We start from the raw sequence: 21,054 nt of genomic DNA on the forward strand, positions 1-21,054 counted from the left end.
TTTATTTTTCTTCCACAAAGCAAGGCGGAATTTTGAGTTTTATAACCTGCGACAACGGAAAATTGCGAAAATTCACTGCGTAAGACAGATCAAAACTATAATTAGTAAAAACAGGAATGATTTTATTTTTTAATCGTCGAAATCCCTTATTAAACTCATTACATCTATAATAATTTACACCACCTGTGGCAAGATCTTTTGTAAAGATAATCTCACTGCAAAGGTTCTTTTGTGCATTTGAATAACCCACAAACTCAACAGAATCTTTTGCGGGTTGTCCATTCTGCTTACAGGCCATGCGGTATTTTCTTGAAAAGGATAAATGCAATTTCATTGATTTTATAATAAAATCGCCAACTCCGTCATTATCTATTTTGGGACTATCCCATACGTAATAAAGAGCGTCCTTAACATCTTCTAAAAAAGCTTTGTACTTAGGACGCTTTGTATTCATAATAACATTTACAACTTGCCCATTTTCGCCATACACAAGTTTTGCATCAACCGATAAATTAAAATCTTTTTTATAGTGCTTATAAAAGGCCTTTTTCAACAACCAAACGAAAGTCCCATCGAAATCCGGTCTTTTAAACTTGTAATAAAATTCTCCACCAATAACGTCACCATCTTTATGTTCAAAAGAATCAACAAAGACCTCTACATCTAATTTGGGAATACTCTTATCATTTGTAAATTCATTAAACTCATCCCCCAAGGAAACAAGGCGTTCCTTAAGAAAAGTTTCCAAAGACAGAGAATCATTCAGAACCCCGATATTCTGTAAAAGAACAACATATTTTTTATTCAGCTGCTTATACAGGCTCAAATGTTCTATAATTTTTCCACTTTTATATAAGTTAATTACACAAATCGGTTCGGAGTCAGCAATTTTTTCTCTAATTTCATAAGTATCGTATGATTCATCCGTTTCTTTTTTGAACGATGATGCAACGGCAAAGTTTTCAATTTCCTTCGGATTGTTTGTCGCATAAGCCAATCCCTGCGCATTATAGACATCAATAGAATCCGAGATTGCCAAAGACTCGTGTAATCGCAGCGGTTTTCCAGGAATATATTTGATATTCTTTGCAATAGATTTCATATCGCACCAACCGCAATAAGACATGAGTGCGTATCCACGAGAAGCTTTCAGCATATTTCTTGTTGTGTCGACCTGAATCCCGACGAAACCCGTATAAATTTTCAAAGGAATTTTCTTACCATAATAAATCCAATTAACGTCAACATCCGTCAACCCCATCGGGACATCATAATAATCAACGCCTTCATTCCAATCCGTACGACGTTCTAGGTTATCACGGCCTATATAAGGATAAAATTTGGTAATCCAACCATTAACCGGATCTGTTCCGCAATCATCAGATTCAACATACTTATAGATATTTTTCCAATGGCTTAAATTGATTTTTCCATCAAAAATATTGATAAACTCATCCAGAACAGGATTCAACTCTTTCGCCCACCATTCCAAATCCAATCGTGAAGCAAGTTTGTTAAAAGAATCCTTAAGCAAGCTCCAATCCAATTTCGTACCATTCACCTTAATTTTCGGAATTCCACAAGATTCAATCAAGGTATAAGTGTAATATTCCGACGCTACCGCCATCACCATAGAACGAGATACGTTGTAATCAATTGGATTCGTCGTCGAGAATTTAATATTCAGCGGTTCTCCAGTTTCTACAGGCATTTTCATTTGCAGAGAATCAAACAAATCCGCAATAACGCCATGCCATTTTTCATACGTAGTATCCCACGAAAGGGAGTTATTCACGATTGCAATGGCAGTATCTGTCCCCGGTGACACAAAGCGTTCTTTCAACGAATCACGGTTGCTTTTTACATGGAGTCGAATGCCATCCAAAATTGTAAGCCATATATCGTCAGGATTTATTTCTATGGAATTATGATCAGCATACGCACGTTCCACCACATTTATAAAGGCCATTTCCATAGAAGACGACTCCCTAATAAAAGGACTTGTGGAATCCGAATACGCATAAAACATCTTTTTCGCATTCGTTCCTTCTTGCGAATAGCCTTTAAAATATTCAGTAAAACCACCTTGATTTACTGGAATCAATTCGCCATTGATGGCACTGTCGTGAACGGCTGTATCTACAACCATCACGTACGCACTCGTATCACGGACAAAGCTCGCATTTTCTTTTACGAGTCTCGACGAATTTTCGGGAACATTATCACGTTTCTGTTCGCAGGAGAACAGAACGCATGCGGCAAGGACGAGGAGAAGGTATTTAGAAACGGAAATCTTCATTGTATTTTTTTTCTTCATTGAGTTTTTCTTCTACAAAGCATGGCGGAATTTTAAGTTTTACGACTTGCGATATCGAAAGGCGACCATCATACACAGCGTCATACTTGTTAAAGCGGACGTTTGTATGTCTCGGTTCGATTTCTTCAGAGCGTTCCCCGTACTTCACTTTTTTATTGTATTCTATACATTCATAGCGGACAACACCGCCAGTCGCAAGGTCTTTCGAGAACGTAATCTCGTTACAAAGATCTTTCTTTACATCTGGTCCGACAATATCGACAGAATCTTTAGCATTTCGCCCATTCTCCTTACAAACCATGCGGTAATCCCTTGTAAAAGTAAGATGAATTAAGACATAGTCGATAATATCTTGAGCGATTTCTTCATTGCCTATATCCGTATGAACTTTCGGCGGCATCCATCCGTAATACAAAATGTCACGAAGCTCTTTATCAAAAGCCTTATTTTTCCATCCGTAATACAAAATATCACGAAGTTCTTTATCAAAAGCCTTATTTTTACTCGTACTCGCGGACGGTAAAAATACAGAACCATCATCCTTATACGACAATGAGGCAAGACCAGATAAATTAAAATCTTCCTTATAATAGCGATACAACAACCTTTTGAGTCGCCAACCCATAGAATTATTCATCGCTCGGACAATTCCTGTTTTAAAAGCACGCATTTCTAGACCATCTCTAAGAGATTTTCCACTCTTAAGGAAAACTGAATCCACAAAAATTTCGACATTCAATTTCGGGAGAGATTTTTCATTTTCAAATTCATTGACAGTCCCGCTTATAGGAATATCGCGTTCCTTAAAAAAATTCTTGATTGCAGCAGGCTTTTTCCATCGCCCAACGCCCTGCAACGAAAGCATAGCGCCATCATAATCCGAAGTCAAAAAATCGAGTACGCGCTCCTTGAATGTTTCCTTTCGAGGTTTCGCATAATAAAGCAAATGATCCACTAGCTTGCCATCTCGGTACAAATTGATAGATAGATTGGGTTCACCAACCCCGACCATTTCCCTACGCCACGATTCGGTTTCAGGATATTCTTCATCAAAGGAAGAAAATTCAGCAAATTCCTCTATTTCGTCAGCGTTATTAGTTGCATAAACCAAGCCTTTTTCCCCATAAATATTCATGGAATCCGAAAGGGCCAAAGATTCCACCAAACGATATGCTTTTCCAGGAATATACTTTGTATTCCGAGCAACATTTTTTAACTTTTGCATTCCATAAGAGACAAGAGCATAACCTCTAGAAGCCTTCAACATATTATTTGTGGTATCCACCTGCATACCGATAAAACCGGTATAAAGTTTCAATGGAATTATCTCCTGAAAGTATTCCCATCGGATATCTATAAAAGTAATTCCCCTAGGAACTTGTTTAAAATCTAATTTTTTATTCCAATCATTGCGTTTGATATATTTTTCCGTATCAGAATACAAATCTTTTGTATAAGGAAACAATCTTGAAATCCAGCCACTAAAATCAGGAGCACCACAACCTTCGGGTTCGTAATACTTATAAATATTTTTCCAATGTTTTAGATTTATTTTGCCATCATAAATATTGATAAACTCATCTAAAATAGGATTAAGTCCATCCGCCCACCATTTCATATCCAACTGTGAAGCTAGTCTGTTAAAGGAATCCTTGAGTAAAGTCCAGTCCTCTTTTGTACCATTCACTTTTATTTTCGGAATTCCACAAAGCGTTGTAACCCTATACGAATAATATTCCGATGCCACAGCCATCGTCATCGTACGAGAAATATTTGCATCCACAGGGCTTGTCGTCGAAAATTTCGTTCGCAACGGAGCGCCCGTTTCTAGAGGCAACTTCGCCTGCAATGAATCAAACAGTTCCGAGAGCGTATAGAACCATTCCTTGTGCGTAGATTCTAGAGTCAACGAATTATCCATAACCGAGACAACAGTATCAGTACCCGGAGCTACAAAGCGGTCCTTGAGGGCTTTGCGATTATTCTTGACATGTAGACGGAAGCCGTCCAAAATCATAAGCCAGATATCATCTGGATTTATTTCCATAGCATAATGCTTGGCGTATGCAAGGGCGACAAGATTAATGAAAGAAGGTTCTTCAGAATAACCTTTAACAAACGGATTCACGGAATCGGAATACGTATAGAAAATTTTTTGCCCGTTCGTTCCTAAATTCTCCGCTTCGTTTGCAAAATACTCTACGAAGCCGCCTCTTTTTACATGGACGATTTTTCCATTGAATACGCTATCACGAACGGTCGTATCGATGACCATTGCATAAGCACTTGTGTCGCGAACAAAGCCTTCAAAACTCTCGGTCGGTTTCGAAGAAATCTCAATCACCGGCTCATCACGTTTCTGTTCGCAAGAAGAGAGAACACATGCGGCAAGGAAGAGGAAAAGGAATTTGTAAAGGCTATGCATAATCTATCATTCTTCCACGAAACAAGCTGGAATTTTAAGCTTTACGACTTGCGATATCGGGAGGTTATAACGAGTATCATATACGTCGTTACGCTTGTTAAAATACGCATTTGTATAAGTGGAACGAATTCTTTCACGAGGTTCCCCATACAAAGCGTTGAACCTAGCCATAAGAGAGTCTGCAAGTGTAGAATCTTTAGAGTTCAACATCTTTTCTCGTTTCTTAGGCACTATTATTTTATTGTATTCTATACATTCATAGCGGACAACGCCGCCTGTTGCAAGGTCTTTAGAGAACTTAATTTCACTGCAAAGGCTCTTTTTTGCAGACGGAGCTCCAATGATATCGACAGAATCTTTGGCATCTTGCCCATTCTGCTTGCAAACCATGCGGTATTCCCTTGTAAACGCAAGATGGATTTTAACGAAATCAACAATTTCTTGTGCGATTTCATTATTGCCAACATCCGTATGAACTTTCAGAGGCATATAACCGTAATGTAACACATCCCTCAATTCCTCTTTGAATTCTTTATTGGAATCAGGCTCCAAGGATAAGGATACATGCTCATCTACACGACCATTTTCTTTATACTTCATTGACGCTACTGCGGATAAATTAAAATCATCATTATAATAGCGATACAACAATCTCTTGAGGCGCCAGCCCATTGAGTTTTTGAAGGCTTGGATTATCCCTGTTTTAAATGCACTCATTTCTAGATTTTCTCTAAGAGATTTACCTTCTCTAAGGGCCACCGAATCCACAAAGATTTCAACGTCTAATTTCGGGAGGGATTGTTCATTTTCAAAATCCTTAACCACGCCATCAATAGCGATATTTCGCTCCTTAAAGAAGGATTCAATACGTTCCTTGTCATTTATTGCAACCACGCCCTGAAGGGTAAGAATCCCGCCAGCATTCTCTTCAGGCACAACGAAATATTGCAAGTGATCTAAGAGTTTTCCATCTTTGAACAGGTTGACCGACAAAATCGATTTATACTTTTTTTCTATTCTGGACCGTATAGATGGTTCCATATATTCGTCTTTGTAGTTCGAAGCCTTTATAAAATTCTCAATTTCTTTGCGGTCGTGTGTCGCAAAAGAGAGGCCGTTCTTATCATAGATATTCATTGAATCCGAGATGGCCAACATCTCTAGCATACGATGCGGTTTCCCAGGAATGTAAGTCAATGTATCCGCAACATTCTTTATATTGCACCAGCCACATTGCGAGCGCAAAGCGTACCCTCTAGCAGCCTTCAGCATTTTCGAAGCCGTATCCACCTGAACTCCGACAAATCCTGTATAAAGTTTCAAAGGAACTTCTTGACCCAAATAGTTCCATTTAACATCAACAGACGTAAGAGCATTCGGCAGGGTTTCGAAATCGACATCATGTTCCCAATCTGTACGTTTTACAAACTCCATTTTATCAGAATATCCCATCAAGTACGGATAGAACTTGGAGAACCAGCCATTGAATTTAGGATTTCCACATCCTTTGGGTTCGTATAGCTTATATATATTTTTCCAAAAAGCGATAGAACTATTTCCATCGAAAGCTTTAACAAATTCATCAAGAATCGGATTTAACTGTTGTGACCACCATTCCATATCAAGGCGAGTTGCAAGCTTATTAAAAGAATCCTTCAACAAGCTCCAATCCTCTTTTGTGCCATTAATCCTTATTTGGGGAATACCGCAAAAAGTATAGGCAAAATATGTATAATATTCAGACGCTATGGCCATAACCATGGAACGTGAAATATTGTAATCGACCGGGCTTGTGGTCGAAAATTTCGTCCGCAACGGAGCACCCGTTTCTGGCGGCAACTTTTCTTGAAGATTATCGAAAAAATCTGCAATGACGCCAAACCATTCTTCGTGCGTAGATTCCATAGTCAGATGATTCGCAAAGACCTTAATGTCCGTATCGACATCCGGGCCAACAAAAAGGTCTTTCAAAGAATCACTATTGCTCTTTACATGTAATCGAAATCCATCTAAAATCAACAGCCAAATATCATCTGGACTTATTTCCATGGCATAGTGTCTAGCATAGGCCAAAGCGACCAAATCTATAAAAGCCGATTTTTGGGAACGTCCCTTTACAAATGGACTTATAGAATCCGAATAGGCATAGAAGATTTTAGTTTCAGGGGAACCCTTTTGGTGAAAACTTGAAAAATACTCCGCAAAGCCCCCTTTCTCTACAGGGACAGTTTCTTCGCGGAAAGCGCTATCGTGAACGGACGTATCGACGACCATCGCGTAAGCACTCGTATCACGGACAAAGCCGTAAATCTTGTGTGAAGAATCCGGCGAAACATCAATAGGCTTATTCACTTGCTTGCGTTCGCAAGAGAGCAGAACGCTTGTAGCAAGGAGGAGGTAAAAGAATTTGTAAAAGCTATGCATACTAACAATATAAAAACATAGCTTTGCAGAAATTTTATAATAAAAAGTAAAATAATGTAGATACAAGAAATAATGGATCCTATCGCCTTCGGCTCCAGGATGACATGGTCGAAAAGGGATTACTTACCGCTCATAATGGCGGCGAGGTCGGCTCCACTCAAATTCGTTTTTTCGCTTAAGGCGGCGACGATTGCGGTGAGCGACTTTTGGCAAGCCATCATGAGATTGTAAACTTGTTCGACAACGTTTGTTTCGGCAAGCTGGTAGTAATAGCAAGCAGCCTGGAAACTCTGGTAATCAGGGTCACTCCTGTAAAGCTCCATCGGGAGTTCTTTCATAACAGTGTCGAAATCGCAAGCAAAATTTTTACGGATTAAAAAGTCCGACATGTGGCCTGCAATAGCGATGTGAGCGGCACCATCGAGCGAGTTTCCAGGCATACGCGTAGCACTTGGCTTTTCCTTGGAATTATTGATTCTGACGTAATCAATCTGGCGTTTGAACAGGAATGCGATTAGAGCGTGGCCCGCCTCGTGGCGGCAGAGTTTTTCATATTCTTGTTCACCGAAAAATTCAATTAAGTTTTCGCGAGTTAATGTTTGTTCTGACATTTTTCAATCCACCTGTCTAAAAAATCCATCTGTTCGTCGGTATGGAACCAATGTTCACCGCCTTGCATAATCGTGAGCGACGCATCCACCTTTTGAGCAAATTCGCGCATCGTTTCAAGATCGGTCAAATTGTCATTGGAGCCGTACAAAATATGCGTCGGGACATTCCATTTGATGGGATTCTCTCGCACGTAGCAAAGGTATTTCCAGGAAAGCGTCTCGCCGAATGCAGTCGCGATTTCGCCTTTTTCGCGGAGTTCATCTTCGGAGACGTTCGCCCAAAGCATCATATTGCAAATGAGCTTTTCCAAGTTCACCATCGGCGAAATGAAGAGCGCTTGTTTGATGCATTTTTCGCCCAAAGCATTCATCGAGAAGAACGCGCCAATGCTATTCGCGATAAGCACGACTTCGTCGTAGTTTGCAGCAACCGAGTCAAAATACGCCGAAAATTCCTGCTTGGCATCCCACGGAGTTTCAGCCTTGTAATCAAAGCCGACGACATCAAAATCCGGGAAAAGGGGCTTGTAATGATTTGCTTCGTCGGCATTGCCGCCTTTCCCATGAACGTAAATAACGAGCTTTTTCATTTCTTTTTCGCTTTTTTAAATAAAGAATCTGCAAGTGCGTTGATTTTGCGAGCATTCTTTAACTTGAAAACCATGTCTAAACTACTGGTAAACTGATTGCAAATTTCGGGCATACCTTTATTTCCGTAGAATTTTTCTATGGGATTTTTTTTGTCATAGAAAGAAAAAAACAATTGATCTTCACCGAAACAATCGCAAAGGCATGCTCCAAAAGGGGCCAAATAAACACTATCTACATCTTGAAGAATCGAATCAAGCACAGAACGAGACATCATTAATTCAACCTTTTCATCATCATTCGAATCAATGACATACAGGACTTTGACACTATCTGTTTCAAGAGGAACAGATTTTGCAGCAAAGGTAAATACGCTCGATAAAGCAACCAATGTACAAACTAAGCCAAACTTGATTAAATTAAACATATTCTGAAAACAGCCCCATTTACTACAGCATTAAATATACAATTTCATAGATGCAAAAATCCGCCCCTGCGGTAAAGCAAGAAGCGGATTTTTCAAGCGTGTAAGGCGCGGTTATTACCCTACGAAGATACGGCCGTTGCGGAAGAGCTGCATCCACGGGCCATCTTCACCCCATTCTGCCGGGTGCCAAGAGTATTGGCAGGTGCGGAACACGCGTTCCGGGTGCGGCATCATCACGAGGGCGCGGCCATCTTCAGAGCAGAGGCCGTTGATGCCAAACGGAGAACCGTTCGGGTTGAGCGGGTAGCGTTCGGTGTATTCGTGCTTGCCGTCGACATAGCGGAGAGCCACGAGACCCGTCTTGAGGCAAGCTTCGGCAGCTTCGCGGCTTGCGAATTCAGCACGGCCTTCACCGTGAGCAACAGCGATTGGGAGGACAGAACCAGCCATACCCTTGAGGAGCACAGCCGGCGTATCTTCGACCTTCAAAGAGCAGTAACGAGCTTCGAAGCGTTCGGAGATGTTCTGCACAAAGCGCGGCCAGTGTTTGGCACCCGGAATCAAATCCTTGAGGTTCGAGACCATCTGGCAGCCGTTGCAAACGCCGAGCGTGAAGGTATCCTTGCGGTTGAAGTAAGCTTCGAATTCAGCGCGAGCCTTCGGGTTGAACAAGATGCTCTTGGCCCAGCCTTCGCCTGCACCGAGAACGTCACCGTAGCTAAAGCCACCGCAAGCAACGAGACCGTTGAAGTCCTTGAGGCTTACGCGACCAGAGAGGATGTCCGTCATGTGAACGTCGATGGATTCGAAGCCAGCCTTTGCAAATGCAGCAGCCATTTCGAGTTCGCCGTTGACGCCCTGTTCACGGAGAATAGCCATCTTCGGGCGGCTTGCGTAATCCTTGATGACCTTGGCGCTAGCAGCGAGATCGAACGTGACCTTCGGCGTGATACCCGGATCGTCCTGTTCGAGCTTAAGCTTGTATTCGCTTTCGGCACATTCCGGATTGTCGCGGAGGGCGGCAATGCGGCGAGTCGTATCGCTCCAGATGGCACGAAGGTCAGAGAGGCCTTCGGCGTAGTCGCCAATCACAATGTTATACGTATCGTTGAGCTTACCGATTTCAGAAACGGTATCGCCGAGACCGACAGCTTCGAAAGCTGCCTTCACAGCAGCGAGGTCTGCGTTTGCGACCTGGAGGACTGCACCGAGTTCTTCGTTAAACAAAGCGTCAATCACATTGCCCTTGAGAGCAGTAGCGTCGAGCGTCACACCCACGTGACCGGCAAATGCCATTTCGACAACCGTCGTGAAGAGGCCGCCATCGCTCTTGTCGTGGTAAGCCATAATCTTGCCATCGGCATTGAGCTTCTGGATCGTTTCGAAGAAGGCGCGGAGTTCCTTAGCGGAATCGACATCCGGAGCCTTGTCACCGAGGAGGTTGTAAACCTGAGCGGCAATGGATGCGCCCATGCGGTTCTTGCCACGAGCGAGGTCCACGAGCACAAGCGTCGTGTCCTTCTTCTGCAAGAGCTGCGGCGTGAGCGTCTTGCGAACGTCAGCGCACGGAGCAAAGGCACTAATCACAAGAGAAATCGGAGCAGTCACGCGGTGGCTACCCTTTTCGTCCTGCCACACGGTGCTCATGCTCATGGAGTCCTTACCGACCGGAATCGTAATGCCAAGTTCCGGGCAGAGTTCCATACCGATGGACTTCACAGCTTCGTAAAGGTCTGCGCCATCGCCTTCGTAGTTCGGCGTAGCCATCCAGTTTGCGGACAAGTTTACGCGACCCATATCCGGGACGCAAGCGGCAGCCATGTTCGTGAGAGATTCTGCAACCGTCATGCGAGCTGCAGCGGCCGGAGAAATGAGAGCAATCGGAGCGCGTTCGCCCATACTCATGACTTCGCCTTCGTACGTGTCGAGCGTTGCACTCGTCACGGCGCAGTCAGCAACCGGCACCTGCCACGGACCAACCATCTGGTCACGGCAAATCATACCCGTCACGGAACGGTCACCAATGGAAATCAAGAACGTCTTATCTGCAACAGTCGGGTTAGCAAGCACGCGATGTGCAAGGTCCTTCACCGTCACGCCAGCCGGCACCACCTGAGAAGAGAGCGGGCGCTTCTGGGACTTTTCATTGCGGATCATGCGAGGCGGCTTGCCGAGGAGAACGCCAAGCGGCATGTCGATCGGAGTCGTACCGAAGTGCTTGTCCGTAAGGGTCAAGTGCTTTTCTGGGATAGCCTCGCCCACCACTGCGTACGGGCAGCGTTCACGCTTACAGATAGCGTCGAACACATCGAGCTTGTCACCAGCAATTGCGATAACATAACGTTCCTGGGATTCGTTACTCCAGATTTCGAACGGGCTCATGCCCGGTTCGTCGTTCGGCACGTTGCGGAGTTCAAACTTACCACCGAGGCCGCCATCGTTCACGAGTTCCGGGAAGGCGTTCGAAAGTCCACCTGCACCCACGTCATGAATAAATGTAATCGGGTTTTCTTCGTTCATCGCCCAGCAGCGGTCGATGACTTCCTGGCAGCGGCGTTCCATTTCCGGGTTTTCACGCTGCACAGAAGCAAAGTCGAGAGATTCATTACCGGCACCGTTAGCAACAGAGCTCGCAGCACCGCCACCAAGACCGATCAACATGGCCGGACCACCAAGAACGATCAAGTGGTCACCCGGGTCGATGTGGCCCTTTTCAATGTGCTGGTGCTTGATGTTACCGAGACCGCCAGCAAGCATAATCGGCTTGTGGTAACCACGAACTTCGGTACCCTTTTCAGAAGAAACTTCCTGTTCGAACGTACGGAAGTAACCGAGGATGTTCGGACGACCGTATTCGTTGTTGAATGCGGCACCACCGAGCGGACCGTCAATCATAATGTCGAGAGCGGATGCAATGCGGGACGGGCTACCAAAGTCTTTTTCCCACGGCTGAACTGCACCCGGAAGCTTGAGGTTCGAAACGCTGAAGCCCGTAAGGCCGGCCTTCGGCTTGGAACCTTTACCCGTAGCACCTTCGTCACGGATTTCACCACCACTACCCGTAGCGGCACCCGGGAACGGAGAAATAGCCGTCGGATGGTTGTGGGTTTCGACCTTCATGAGGATGTCGACTTCTTCGTTGTGGAAGTCGTACTTGTTGTTACGCGGGTCAGCGTAGAAGCGGCCAGCCGTAGCCCCCTTCATCACAGCAGCGTTATCCTTGTAAGCGCTGAAGATGTTGGAATTGTGGAGCTGGTAGGTATTCTTGATCATCTGGAACAAGGACTTGTCCTGCTTCACGCCGTCAATGGTCCATTCGGCACCGAACACCTTGTGGCGGCAGTGTTCCGAGTTGGCCTGAGCGAACATGTAAAGTTCAACGTCGGTCGGGTTGCGCTTGAGTTCGGTGAAGTTCTTGACGAGATAATCGATTTCGTCGGCGGAAAGGGCAAGGCCCATTTCCTTGTCAGCCTTCACGAGAGCGTTGCGGCCTTCGGTAAGGACCGGAATCACATTGAGCGGACGCGGTTCTTCCTTGCTGAAGAGAACTTCGAGAGCGGCAGTATCAGCAAACACGGCCTGCGTCATGCGGTCGTGAATCTTGGCCGTAATCTTTTCGCGGGCACCGGCGGGAGCGGCACCTTCAAACTTCACGTAGTAAGCAACGGCGCGTTCGATGCGCTTGATTGATGGGAGGCCGCAAATGTGAGCGATATCGGTTGCCTTCGAGCTCCACGGGCTAATCGTACCCGGACGCGGGCAGACCACAAAGAGTTCACCTTCGAGCGCCTTGACTTCGCGCATCGGGCCGTAATGAAGGACCTTTTCGAGCGTTTCCTTTTCGGAAGCGGTCAGGTCGGCGGACAGATCCACCACATGGAGGAATTCGGCATACACAGATGCAACCGGAATCCCAGCGGCCTTAAAATCAGATGAAAGCTTTTGCAGACGGAAATCCGACAGAGCCGGAGTACCACGAAGAATGAGCATTTTGACCTCTTTTAGCCTAAATATTTACCGCCCCAAATATAGCAATTTGAGGATATTTTCAAACGGGAAAAGCTCCGCAAAATGCGGAGCCGTTTCATAAAATGAAAATAGAACTGTGTAAGGCGATTCCGTCATACTTCGACTGCGCTCAGCACAAGCTCCGGCCGGAATGACAATTCACAATTACAGTCTCTTGAGGACTGCGGCGGCGTGGTGGATGAAGCCTTCTTCATTAGCCACGACAGCGATTGCCTTCGCATTCTTCTTGATAGCCTTTTCGCTATACTTGATGATGCTCATACGCTTGAGGAAGTCGTAGACGCCCAGCGGGCTGAAAAAGCGACCTGTGCCGTTCGTGGGGAGAACGTGGTTCGGGCCTGCAAAGTAGTCACCCACCGGTTCAGAAGACCACGGACCGATAAACACGGCGCCCGCATTTTCGATTTGGGCTGCCATCGATTCAGCTTCGTCCGTCATAATTTCCATGTGTTCCGGAGCAATGGCGTTCGCAATCGCTACACCGTCGAACCAGTCCTTCACAACGAGGATGCGACCGAAGTTGTCGAGCACCTTCGTCAAGAGTTCCTTCTTCGGGGAATTTTCGACCTGGATGTCCACACATTCGCTAATCATCTGTGCGGTTTCCATGTTGTCCGTAATGCAGATGGCGGCTTCGAAACCGGAACCGTGTTCTGCCTGGCTCAAAAGGTCGGCAGCGACAAAGTCCGGATCGCAGGTATTGTCTGCAAGCACGAGCACTTCGGACGGGCCTGCCACCATGTCGATATCGACAATGCCAAAGACTTCCTTCTTCGCGACAGCGGCAAAGACGTTACCTGGGCCCACAATTTTATCGACGCGTTCCACGACAACCTTGCCCTTGCCATCCTTGGCACCATAAGCGAGCATGCCGATAGCCTGAGCGCCACCAATGTGGTAAACTTCGGTAATGCCGAGTTCGCAAAGCACAAAAGCTACAGCGCGGTTGATTTCGCCCTTGATCGGAGTCACAACGACGATGTCCTTGACGCCAGCGACAATGGCCGGAACCGCATTCATAATGACCGTGCTCGGATAAATTCCAGCACCGCCCGGAACGTAAAGGCCCACGCGCTTCATGGGGCGGATACGCTGGCCGAGAACCACGCCGTCCTTCCCTTCCATGAGCCAGGAATCTTCCATCTGGTTCACGTGGAAATCGCGAACATTCTTGATAGCCTGCTTGAGCGCACGCTGCATTTCGGGCGGGCACTTGGCGGCAGACTTCTTGATTTCGGCTTCGGACACGCGGAGGTTCTTACCCTTGAGGCCATCGAACTTCTGAGCGTATTCAACAGCCTTGGCATAACCGCCGTTCTTGATGTCGGCGAGAATGTCCATGACCTTGTCGTGAATTTCCTTGCTCGGAGCAACTTCACGACCACAAATTCTGTCAATCTCTTGAGACTTCGGAGTGACTTTTACGATTTTCATTTTAACAGACCTTCTATTTTTTAAACTCTTAAAACCGGCGCGGTTTGGCAAATTGTCGCGGTTCAGCGAATTTACACGGACGCCACATCCAAATGCTTGTATGCATTCGGGATAACGTTGTCTTCAAGCAAAATCTTGTACGTAAGGCCATCGACAAAAGCAGTCCAGCAGGCCTCAATGATGTTGCTCGAAACGCCGACCATGTTCCAGTAGCCGTGTTCATCGCCAAACGTCGTCCACACGCGAACCGTTGCATCGGATGCCACATTGGAACCGAGCACGCGAACCTTAAAGTCGTCCAGGCGCACACTTTCCATGCACGGGAAGAACGGCAATAGAGCCTTACGGAGTGCGGCATCGAGTGCGTTCACCGGACCATCGCCCTCGCTCACCTGGTGGCTAATCTTATCGCCCACCTGGAGCTTGACCGTAGCCTGCGACACAGAAACACCCTGCGGAGTCTTGTCTTCAATCACGCGGTAGTTGAGCACCTTGAACGGTTCCTTGACCATTCCCAAGTGGCGATAGACCAAGAGCTTGAAGCTTGCTTCGGCAGAGTCGAAATGCCAGCCCGCATTTTCACGTTCCTTGATTTCCTTGAGGAGGCTTGCCACCACCGGATCCTTCTTGTCGATGCCCGGCTTAATCGCCTTGAGCTTTTCGACAACGAGAGAACCACCGGCCTGGTCGCTTGTCACGAACACGCGGTCATTACCCACCGTATGCGGGTCGATATGTTCAAAGCTGCGAGAAACCTTCATGACGCCATCGATATGAGCACCGCCCTTATGGGCAAATGCGGCATCGCCCACGTACGGGGCATGCACGTCGCTCGGCAAGTTCACAATCTGGTCGATATTGCTGCTCAACTGGCGTAGGTGAGAGAGCTTCTTTGCAGCTGTAAAATCGCAGTCCATCTTGAACTTCAAATCGGCAGCAATCGTCGTGAGGTTTGCGTTACCGCAGCGTTCGCCGTAGCCATTCACCACGCCCTGCACCATCACGCAGCCCGCCTTCACAGCGTAAATCGAGTTTGCCACGGCAAGTCCACTGTCATTATGCACGTGGATGCCAAGCGGCGTAGAAATCTTTTCCTGAACCTTCTTTACGATTTCTTCGATTTCCCACGGCATCGTTCCGCCGTTCGTATCACAAAGCACGATGCAATCGGCATGGCCAAGTTCGGCCGCCTTGAGAGTTTCAAGCGCGTATTCCGGATTCGCCTTGTAGCCATCAAAGAAATGTTCCGCATCATAAATCACCTCTTCGGAATGTTCCTTGAGGTAAGCGACAGAAGACTCGATCATGTCGAGATTTTCTTCGAGAGTCGTGCGGATAACGTCCGTCACATGCAAATCCCAGCTCTTGCCGAAAATCGTCTTGACCGGAGCTTCGGACTTGATGAGCGCCTGCAAAAGCGGGTCGTTCTCGGGCAAAATACCCGGACGGCGCGTAGAGCCAAATGCGGCAATCTTTGCATGCTTGAGCTTTACGTCCTTGATGAGCTTGAAAAATTCCTCATCGGTCGGATTGCTGGGGTTCGGCCAACCGCCTTCAATATAGTCAAATCCAAAGTGGTCCAAAATTCGAGCGATCTGGACTTTATCAGCTAAGGAGAGACTTATTTTACGGTCTTGGTTACCGTCACGGAGCGTTGTATCGTATAAAAGGACTTTCATGTGGGTAAAAATAGAAATTTATAAAAATGGCGATGCCGGAATAAATCCGGCATGACAGCATAATGAGCTATGTCAGAACAGATCCGGCGTGACAGCTTAATACGCGAAAAGCGACAAGTAGTCGTTATTCGCGATCGTCGAGGGGTTCGGCGTCTTCGGGTTCTTCAACAGTCCATTCGCGGATGTGCTTTGCAAGTTCAGTTGCTCCAGCGCGTTCCACCTCATCCGAAATCGCATTCAGCTCAGACGCCTCAAGGCCCGGCAAATCGCGTTCGTAATGATTGACGTAGCTTTCGAGCAATTCAAACTTCTTGAGATTTGCAAGGAGCATCATCAAGCTCGTATCGCACTTGCCGCTATCGCGGTACTTGATGTGATCGAACAAAAGCTTGTCGACGCCAGCATCGTCCTTGAGCATGCAGAGTCTCGAAAGGTTCATGACCTTCGGATAGCATTCGTACAAACGCGTGGCGTACTTGAGGCAATCCGTCTTGCGGCCTTCGCGGTCAGCAATGGCGGCCTGCAAATCGAGGAACGCTTCTTCGTCTTCGGCACCCGGATCTTTCACATCACCGAGCCACTGCTTTGCCATGGAAATGTTGCCAGCAACAAAGTAAGAGTTTGCAATATCGATGAGCGTTGCATTGCTCTTGTCCGGGTCCTTGTAAAGCGAAGCCTTCGCAAAGTTTTCGGTATCCTTGATAGCATCGGCCATATCGCAAATGGCATCGAGAACGTCTTCGCGATTTTCAAGTTCCGTCGCATCAATCACGCCCAGAAGCTCTTCAATCAAGGCCTTGGCGCGCTGCACCGGCATCACGTCTTCAATCGAGAGGAACACGACTTCGCGGCCTTCCCCACCCACGTGGCGCACAGCCAAATCGTGAATCAGGTCCGCAATGTAATCCTTGTCGTCATAAGTCTTGGCAACTTCAATAAAGAACGTTCCGGCATCGTAGAACAAATCATTCCACGTATCCATTTCTTCGTCATCAGCCTTGAACGCCAAGAAATCGCAACGAAGCGTCCAAGCCAAAAGTTCAAGCTGGAGCTTCACATCCTTGATTTTTTCAATATCGTCAAGACCGTTCGCAATAGCCTCGTACAGTTCGTCCGGGCGGTGCAACAAACGGCTTTGTCCGTTCACAATTTCGCAAAGAGTCTTGCGAAGACGGTCTTCTTTACCACGAAAAGCCGCCTCTGCAGAAGGCGACTTCCAAAATTTTTTCTTTTTAGCCATGTTCTAAATGTAGAAATTACTCAGTCCAAGTAAAAGCCGGATAGCCACCAAACGTAGCCGAACCCGCCTTCCAAGCGCTGCCGGTTCCGTTCAAAGTGGCGATGAACGTTGCCGCCTTCATTTCATCAGTCGTAAAGCCTGTCGGGAGTTCCATGTTCATCTGGCTTGCTACAACGAGGCACGTTCCACCGACAGTCTTGTCATAATAGACATTCGACACGGTTACCGTCGAAGAAGCCTTACCTGCAACAGTACCCGAGACGTTGTTGTCCGGAACCTCGCCGGCATTGTAGCTTGATTGGAGCGTTGTTTCACCATCGATAAAGCCTACAAGTCCACCCATATTGTTGGCAATGCCCGAGACTTTACCAAGGTTGAACATATTCGTACCGGTTACAGACTTCATGCTACCGATGACACCGCCAGCAATCATGACTCTCCTTACCGAGACCGTAGCGGTATTAAAGACTTCGTTGATAACGGACTTGCTCGAAGCAACGGCAATGACGCCACCGACATTGCTCATTTGGCTTGAATCCGCAACCACGGCCCCGCTATTACCGGAACGTTCCAACTTGGTTGCAGAAAGCATTGCCACAACGCCAGCTACATCCTTCGTGCCCTTCACGGTGCCATAGTTCATAGCGGCACTAATCACGCCTTCGCTTGCCACACTGGCAAATGAACCGACAACACCAGCAACAGTCGTAGTACCTGTGACATTAGCCCTGTTCGTCACATTTTCAAGAGAACCATCCTGCATACGGCCAACGACACCGCCCACAGAATTGACGCCCTCGACAGAACCCGTCACAGAGATATTCTTCGCCTGGACATGGGTCGCTTCGCCCACCAAGCCACCGACGCGGTCGGCACCCTTGATTTCGACATCTTCAAACGAGCAATTTTCGATGGTAGTCGAATCCATCTTACCCGCAAGGACACCGGCATAAGAACCAACATCCAACTTTGCGCCCTTAATAACAACGTTACTGACCTGTGCGCCGCGGACAAGTCCAAACAGACCGGTATAGCTAGCCGTATCGGTAATGCTCAAACCAGTAATCGTCTTGAGACCACCGTCATAGATACCGCTAAAAGGTCTATTCCCATAGCCATAAACGTTCTTGCCAAAAACGCCGATCGGGCTCCAAGTCCCAGAAAGTGCGATATCGGCAGTCTGCTTGAAATACGCACCTCTAAAAGTCATCGAGGAGTCGTTTACATAGAAAGCAAGCGAGGCAAGGTCCTGTTCGCTCGCAATCTGGTACGGATTTTCAGCAGTACCCTCGCCCTGCCAAACTAGCGAATAGTCTCTGGTGATGGGCTTAAATTCTTCATCGGGAATATTAGGAGGAGGTTCAACCTTCGACGTATCCTGCGGAGTTTCTCCTTCAGGATTATTGATTTTAAGCGAAGAATTGTCATCGCTACAAGCGACCATGAATATCGGCAATGCAGCTACAGATAGAACTTTTGCAAAACGCATATCCAACCTCTTTGGAAAATATTCCACACTCCTCCGTTCTAAATTAAATAAAAAAAGACCGGAACGTACAACCGGTTCCAGTCTTTTTTCAAATTTTTTGAGCGTTATCCGAGGACTTGACTCAAAGATTACTTTCCATGGTGTTTGTCATGGTTGGGGCAGCCGCAACCGCCGTTACCATCGCAATTTTCCTTGTGGCCGTGATGACCTTCGCCATGACCGCCACATTCGCATTCGTGGCCTTCTTCACCGCACTTGCATTCATGGTCCTCTCCGTCATGGCCACCGCAGCAGCAGTGGTGTTCAAACGGCTTGAGGTCTTCTTCGGTAGCTTCGCGAACGGAGACAACTTCAATGGCGAAGTTGAGGTTCTTGCCAGCGAGTTCGTGGTTGGCATCGATGATCGCGGTCTTTTCGTCAACGGACTTGATGCGGATCGGCATCGGGCCATTCGGAGTCTGGGCATAGAACATCATGCCTGCTTCGACGTGATCAACACCCTGGAATACGTTCAGCGGAACTTCCTGGGTCATACGTTCGTCGTATTCGCCGTAGCCTTCAGCCGGGATAACGACAACGTCAAACTTGTCGCCAACATCGTGACCGACCATAGCCTTTTCGAGGCCCGGGACGATCATGTGCATGCCCTGGATGTACTGGAGCGGTTCGCGACCTGCGGAAGAATCGACGACGGCACCTTCATCAGAGGTCAGGGTGTAGTGCATCTGGACGACTGTTTTTTCTGCAATTTTCATAAATATCCTTTAGAATCGCGAGCGAACCCGCGGTTGAATCTTGAAGCACAAATGTAGAAAATAGTTACTAGTTCTAAGTTACTAGTTACTAGCAACTCACCTGGCTTTCGCGGTATTCACCGCCAAAGGCGTGCCCACTTACAGAGAGTATCGGCGGGAACTGGATGCGCTTAGCCAAGGCAAGTCCCTTGAACCTACGGTACCAGAAGCGCATATCCTCAAGAACAGCCTCAGTCGTCGGCAAATGAGCCTTAAAGTAGGCGGCATCCACACCGAGCGTTTCGCAGAGAGTCCCTTCCATCGCAAGCCTTTCGGTATGCGCAAGGCTCACGCCCTTCTCGACCCACATGGCAAAGAGTTTGTCGTGGTATGGGTAAAGGATCGGATCGCCCTTGCCTTCATCGACGTTCATCGCTTCGGAGAGTTCCGCACTCGCCGGGATGTCAATCGACGCCTTCGGGATAATCTCTTTATCGCGGTTGATGTAACGGGCAAGCGCATAGACCTGAGTTTTCCACAAGTCTCCAAGAGCGCACATCACGCCGCAAGTGTCGCCGTACAACGTGCAGTAACCGACCATCGCTTCGCTCTTGTTGCCGTTGCAAGTCACACCAGCGCCAACAACAGAAGCCACCGTCGAAAGAATCGAAGCCGAGCGCGTCCTCGCCTGCAAGTTCTCGTGATTGATACCAGCAACCTTCATCACCGTATCGTTACGCACAAAAGAGCAACGTTCCAGCGTATGGCAAACAGATTCGATAATATCCGAAATCGGGGCGACCATGTACGGCGTTCCAAGGTTCTCGGCCAAGTCACGAGCCGCATTCTTTGTCGTATCCGAATTGAAGCGCGTCGGCATGTTCACGAGATACACGTTCTGCGGTCCAATCGCTTCGGCATAAAGAGCGGCAGAAACGGCGCTATCGATACCGCCACTTGCCCCAATGACCATGCGCGAGATATGGAACATCTTCAAGTTCTCGCGAATCATGAACACGAGCGCATCGTGAATCTCGGCAATTTCACTTGTGTAAGGCTTTGAGGATTCCGCATAGACCTGCACCTGGCCATCGACAAATTCAATAACGGCCTCCGCTTCGCTAAATAGCGGCATTTCAAAAACAATTTTTCCATCGCAGTCAAACACGCGGCTACCGCCCGAAAGCGCATAGATGTTCTTTCCGGTATTGTCAGTCCCGACGCCATTGAGGCAAACGACCGGCATGGCACAATCCTGTGCCAAGTGCGAAAGTTCCTTGTTTTCGACTTCGCGGCGACCGGCCACATAAAAATCACTGCCATGAGTCACATGCGCCACATTCAAAAGCGGCGTGTCATCGAGCACGTCCCCGCACAAGAAGAACGGCATGTTGCCCGCATACTTGCGGATTTCGGCCCAGTCTACAGGGAGAGCCTTATTCGAAGGGCCCGTCAAAGCATTTCGTGGAAACACAACGCAATCTACATCGGCAGCCTTAGCGCGATCAAAAGCGGCCTTCATCGTTTGCATATTTGCCGAGACATTGCCCGGCAAAATTTTCATCTGTACCACATAAAGTTTCATTTTATAATCCTCTGCGCTAGAAAATAAAAAAATGCACCGCCCACGAGCGATGCATTTTCTTAAAGACGTGTC

Annotated in this window: 13 protein-coding genes; all 13 read right to left on the minus strand. The window is 47.2% G+C overall.

Going from position 1 to position 21,054, the window contains the following annotated elements; translation table 11 throughout:
* Nucleotide 1 precedes the first annotated feature (1 nt).
* The 13 genes from B7982_RS02125 to nadE all read right to left on the minus strand — a co-directional run bounded on the left by B7982_RS02125 (nucleotide 2) and on the right by nadE (nucleotide 20,982).
* On the minus strand, nucleotides 2-2,317 hold the full coding sequence (locus B7982_RS02125; RefSeq protein WP_088659344.1) for a DUF4419 domain-containing protein: 2,316 nt from the start codon (nucleotides 2,315-2,317) through the stop codon (nucleotides 2-4).
* Nucleotides 2,280-4,742: a DUF4419 domain-containing protein gene (locus B7982_RS02130; protein ID WP_088659345.1), complete on the minus strand. Its 2,463-nt coding sequence runs from the start codon at nucleotides 4,740-4,742 to the stop codon at nucleotides 2,280-2,282. Before B7982_RS02130 ends, B7982_RS02125 begins: the two co-directional genes overlap by 38 nt.
* Nucleotides 4,743-4,748: 6 nt before the next feature.
* Complete coding sequence (locus B7982_RS02135) at nucleotides 4,749-7,094, minus strand: DUF4419 domain-containing protein (RefSeq protein WP_233138318.1); 2,346 nt, start codon at nucleotides 7,092-7,094, stop codon at nucleotides 4,749-4,751.
* Nucleotides 7,095-7,285: 191 nt separating this feature from the next.
* A complete protein-coding gene (locus B7982_RS02140; RefSeq protein WP_088659347.1) occupies nucleotides 7,286-7,777 on the minus strand; it encodes a hypothetical protein in 492 nt (163 codons plus the stop codon).
* Nucleotides 7,759-8,367, minus strand: coding sequence for a carboxylesterase (locus B7982_RS02145; protein ID WP_088659348.1), 609 nt, complete (start codon nucleotides 8,365-8,367; stop codon nucleotides 7,759-7,761). The genes B7982_RS02140 and B7982_RS02145 overlap by 19 nt, the downstream gene beginning before the upstream one ends.
* On the minus strand, nucleotides 8,364-8,792 hold the full coding sequence (locus B7982_RS02150; RefSeq protein ID WP_088659349.1) for a hypothetical protein: 429 nt from the start codon (nucleotides 8,790-8,792) through the stop codon (nucleotides 8,364-8,366). Before B7982_RS02150 ends, B7982_RS02145 begins: the two co-directional genes overlap by 4 nt.
* Nucleotides 8,793-8,906: 114 nt before the next feature.
* On the minus strand, nucleotides 8,907-12,782 hold the full coding sequence (gene purL, locus B7982_RS02155; RefSeq protein ID WP_088659350.1) for a phosphoribosylformylglycinamidine synthase: 3,876 nt from the start codon (nucleotides 12,780-12,782) through the stop codon (nucleotides 8,907-8,909).
* A gap of 183 nt (nucleotides 12,783-12,965) precedes the next feature.
* Nucleotides 12,966-14,255: a histidinol dehydrogenase gene (gene hisD / locus B7982_RS02160; RefSeq protein ID WP_073424135.1), complete on the minus strand. Its 1,290-nt coding sequence runs from the start codon at nucleotides 14,253-14,255 to the stop codon at nucleotides 12,966-12,968.
* A gap of 71 nt (nucleotides 14,256-14,326) precedes the next feature.
* On the minus strand, nucleotides 14,327-15,934 hold the full coding sequence (gene cimA / locus B7982_RS02165; protein ID WP_073424134.1) for a citramalate synthase: 1,608 nt from the start codon (nucleotides 15,932-15,934) through the stop codon (nucleotides 14,327-14,329).
* Between the two features lie 124 nt (nucleotides 15,935-16,058).
* Nucleotides 16,059-17,174, minus strand: a complete 1,116-nt coding sequence (locus B7982_RS02170; RefSeq protein WP_014544875.1) for a hypothetical protein — start codon at nucleotides 17,172-17,174, stop codon at nucleotides 16,059-16,061.
* 16 nt (nucleotides 17,175-17,190) lie between these two features.
* The gene (locus B7982_RS02175; RefSeq protein ID WP_088659351.1) at nucleotides 17,191-18,663 is read right to left on the minus strand and encodes a hypothetical protein; all 1,473 of its coding nucleotides are present in this window, start codon (nucleotides 18,661-18,663) and stop codon (nucleotides 17,191-17,193) included.
* 128 nt (nucleotides 18,664-18,791) lie between these two features.
* On the minus strand, nucleotides 18,792-19,418 hold the full coding sequence (gene slyD / locus B7982_RS02180; protein ID WP_088659352.1) for a peptidylprolyl isomerase: 627 nt from the start codon (nucleotides 19,416-19,418) through the stop codon (nucleotides 18,792-18,794).
* 88 nt (nucleotides 19,419-19,506) lie between these two features.
* On the minus strand, nucleotides 19,507-20,982 hold the full coding sequence (nadE, locus tag B7982_RS02185) for an NAD(+) synthase (RefSeq protein ID WP_088659353.1): 1,476 nt from the start codon (nucleotides 20,980-20,982) through the stop codon (nucleotides 19,507-19,509).
* Between the last annotated feature and the right edge of the window lie 72 nt (nucleotides 20,983-21,054).

It is taken from the genome of Fibrobacter sp. UWB2, assembly GCF_002210425.1.
Taxonomy (GTDB): Bacteria; Fibrobacterota; Fibrobacteria; order Fibrobacterales; family Fibrobacteraceae; genus Fibrobacter; species Fibrobacter elongatus.

What these genes read in the sequence shown, in the direction of transcription:
- B7982_RS02125 (WP_088659344.1), bottom strand. Translation starts at nt 2,317, where the DNA reads ATGAAGAAAAAAAATACAATGAAGATTTCCGTTTCTAAATACCTTCTC.
- B7982_RS02130 (WP_088659345.1), bottom strand. Translation starts at nt 4,742, where the DNA reads ATGCATAGCCTTTACAAATTCCTTTTCCTCTTCCTTGCCGCATGTGTT.
- B7982_RS02140 (WP_088659347.1), bottom strand. Translation starts at nt 7,777, where the DNA reads ATGTCAGAACAAACATTAACTCGCGAAAACTTAATTGAATTTTTCGGT.
- B7982_RS02145 (WP_088659348.1), bottom strand. Translation starts at nt 8,367, where the DNA reads ATGAAAAAGCTCGTTATTTACGTTCATGGGAAAGGCGGCAATGCCGAC.
- B7982_RS02150 (WP_088659349.1), bottom strand. Translation starts at nt 8,792, where the DNA reads ATGTTTAATTTAATCAAGTTTGGCTTAGTTTGTACATTGGTTGCTTTA.
- purL (WP_088659350.1), bottom strand. Translation starts at nt 12,782, where the DNA reads ATGCTCATTCTTCGTGGTACTCCGGCTCTGTCGGATTTCCGTCTGCAA.
- hisD (WP_073424135.1), bottom strand. Translation starts at nt 14,255, where the DNA reads ATGAAAATCGTAAAAGTCACTCCGAAGTCTCAAGAGATTGACAGAATT.
- cimA (WP_073424134.1), bottom strand. Translation starts at nt 15,934, where the DNA reads ATGAAAGTCCTTTTATACGATACAACGCTCCGTGACGGTAACCAAGAC.
- B7982_RS02170 (WP_014544875.1), bottom strand. Translation starts at nt 17,174, where the DNA reads ATGGCTAAAAAGAAAAAATTTTGGAAGTCGCCTTCTGCAGAGGCGGCT.
- B7982_RS02175 (WP_088659351.1), bottom strand. Translation starts at nt 18,663, where the DNA reads ATGCGTTTTGCAAAAGTTCTATCTGTAGCTGCATTGCCGATATTCATG.
- slyD (WP_088659352.1), bottom strand. Translation starts at nt 19,418, where the DNA reads ATGAAAATTGCAGAAAAAACAGTCGTCCAGATGCACTACACCCTGACC.
- nadE (WP_088659353.1), bottom strand. Translation starts at nt 20,982, where the DNA reads ATGAAACTTTATGTGGTACAGATGAAAATTTTGCCGGGCAATGTCTCG.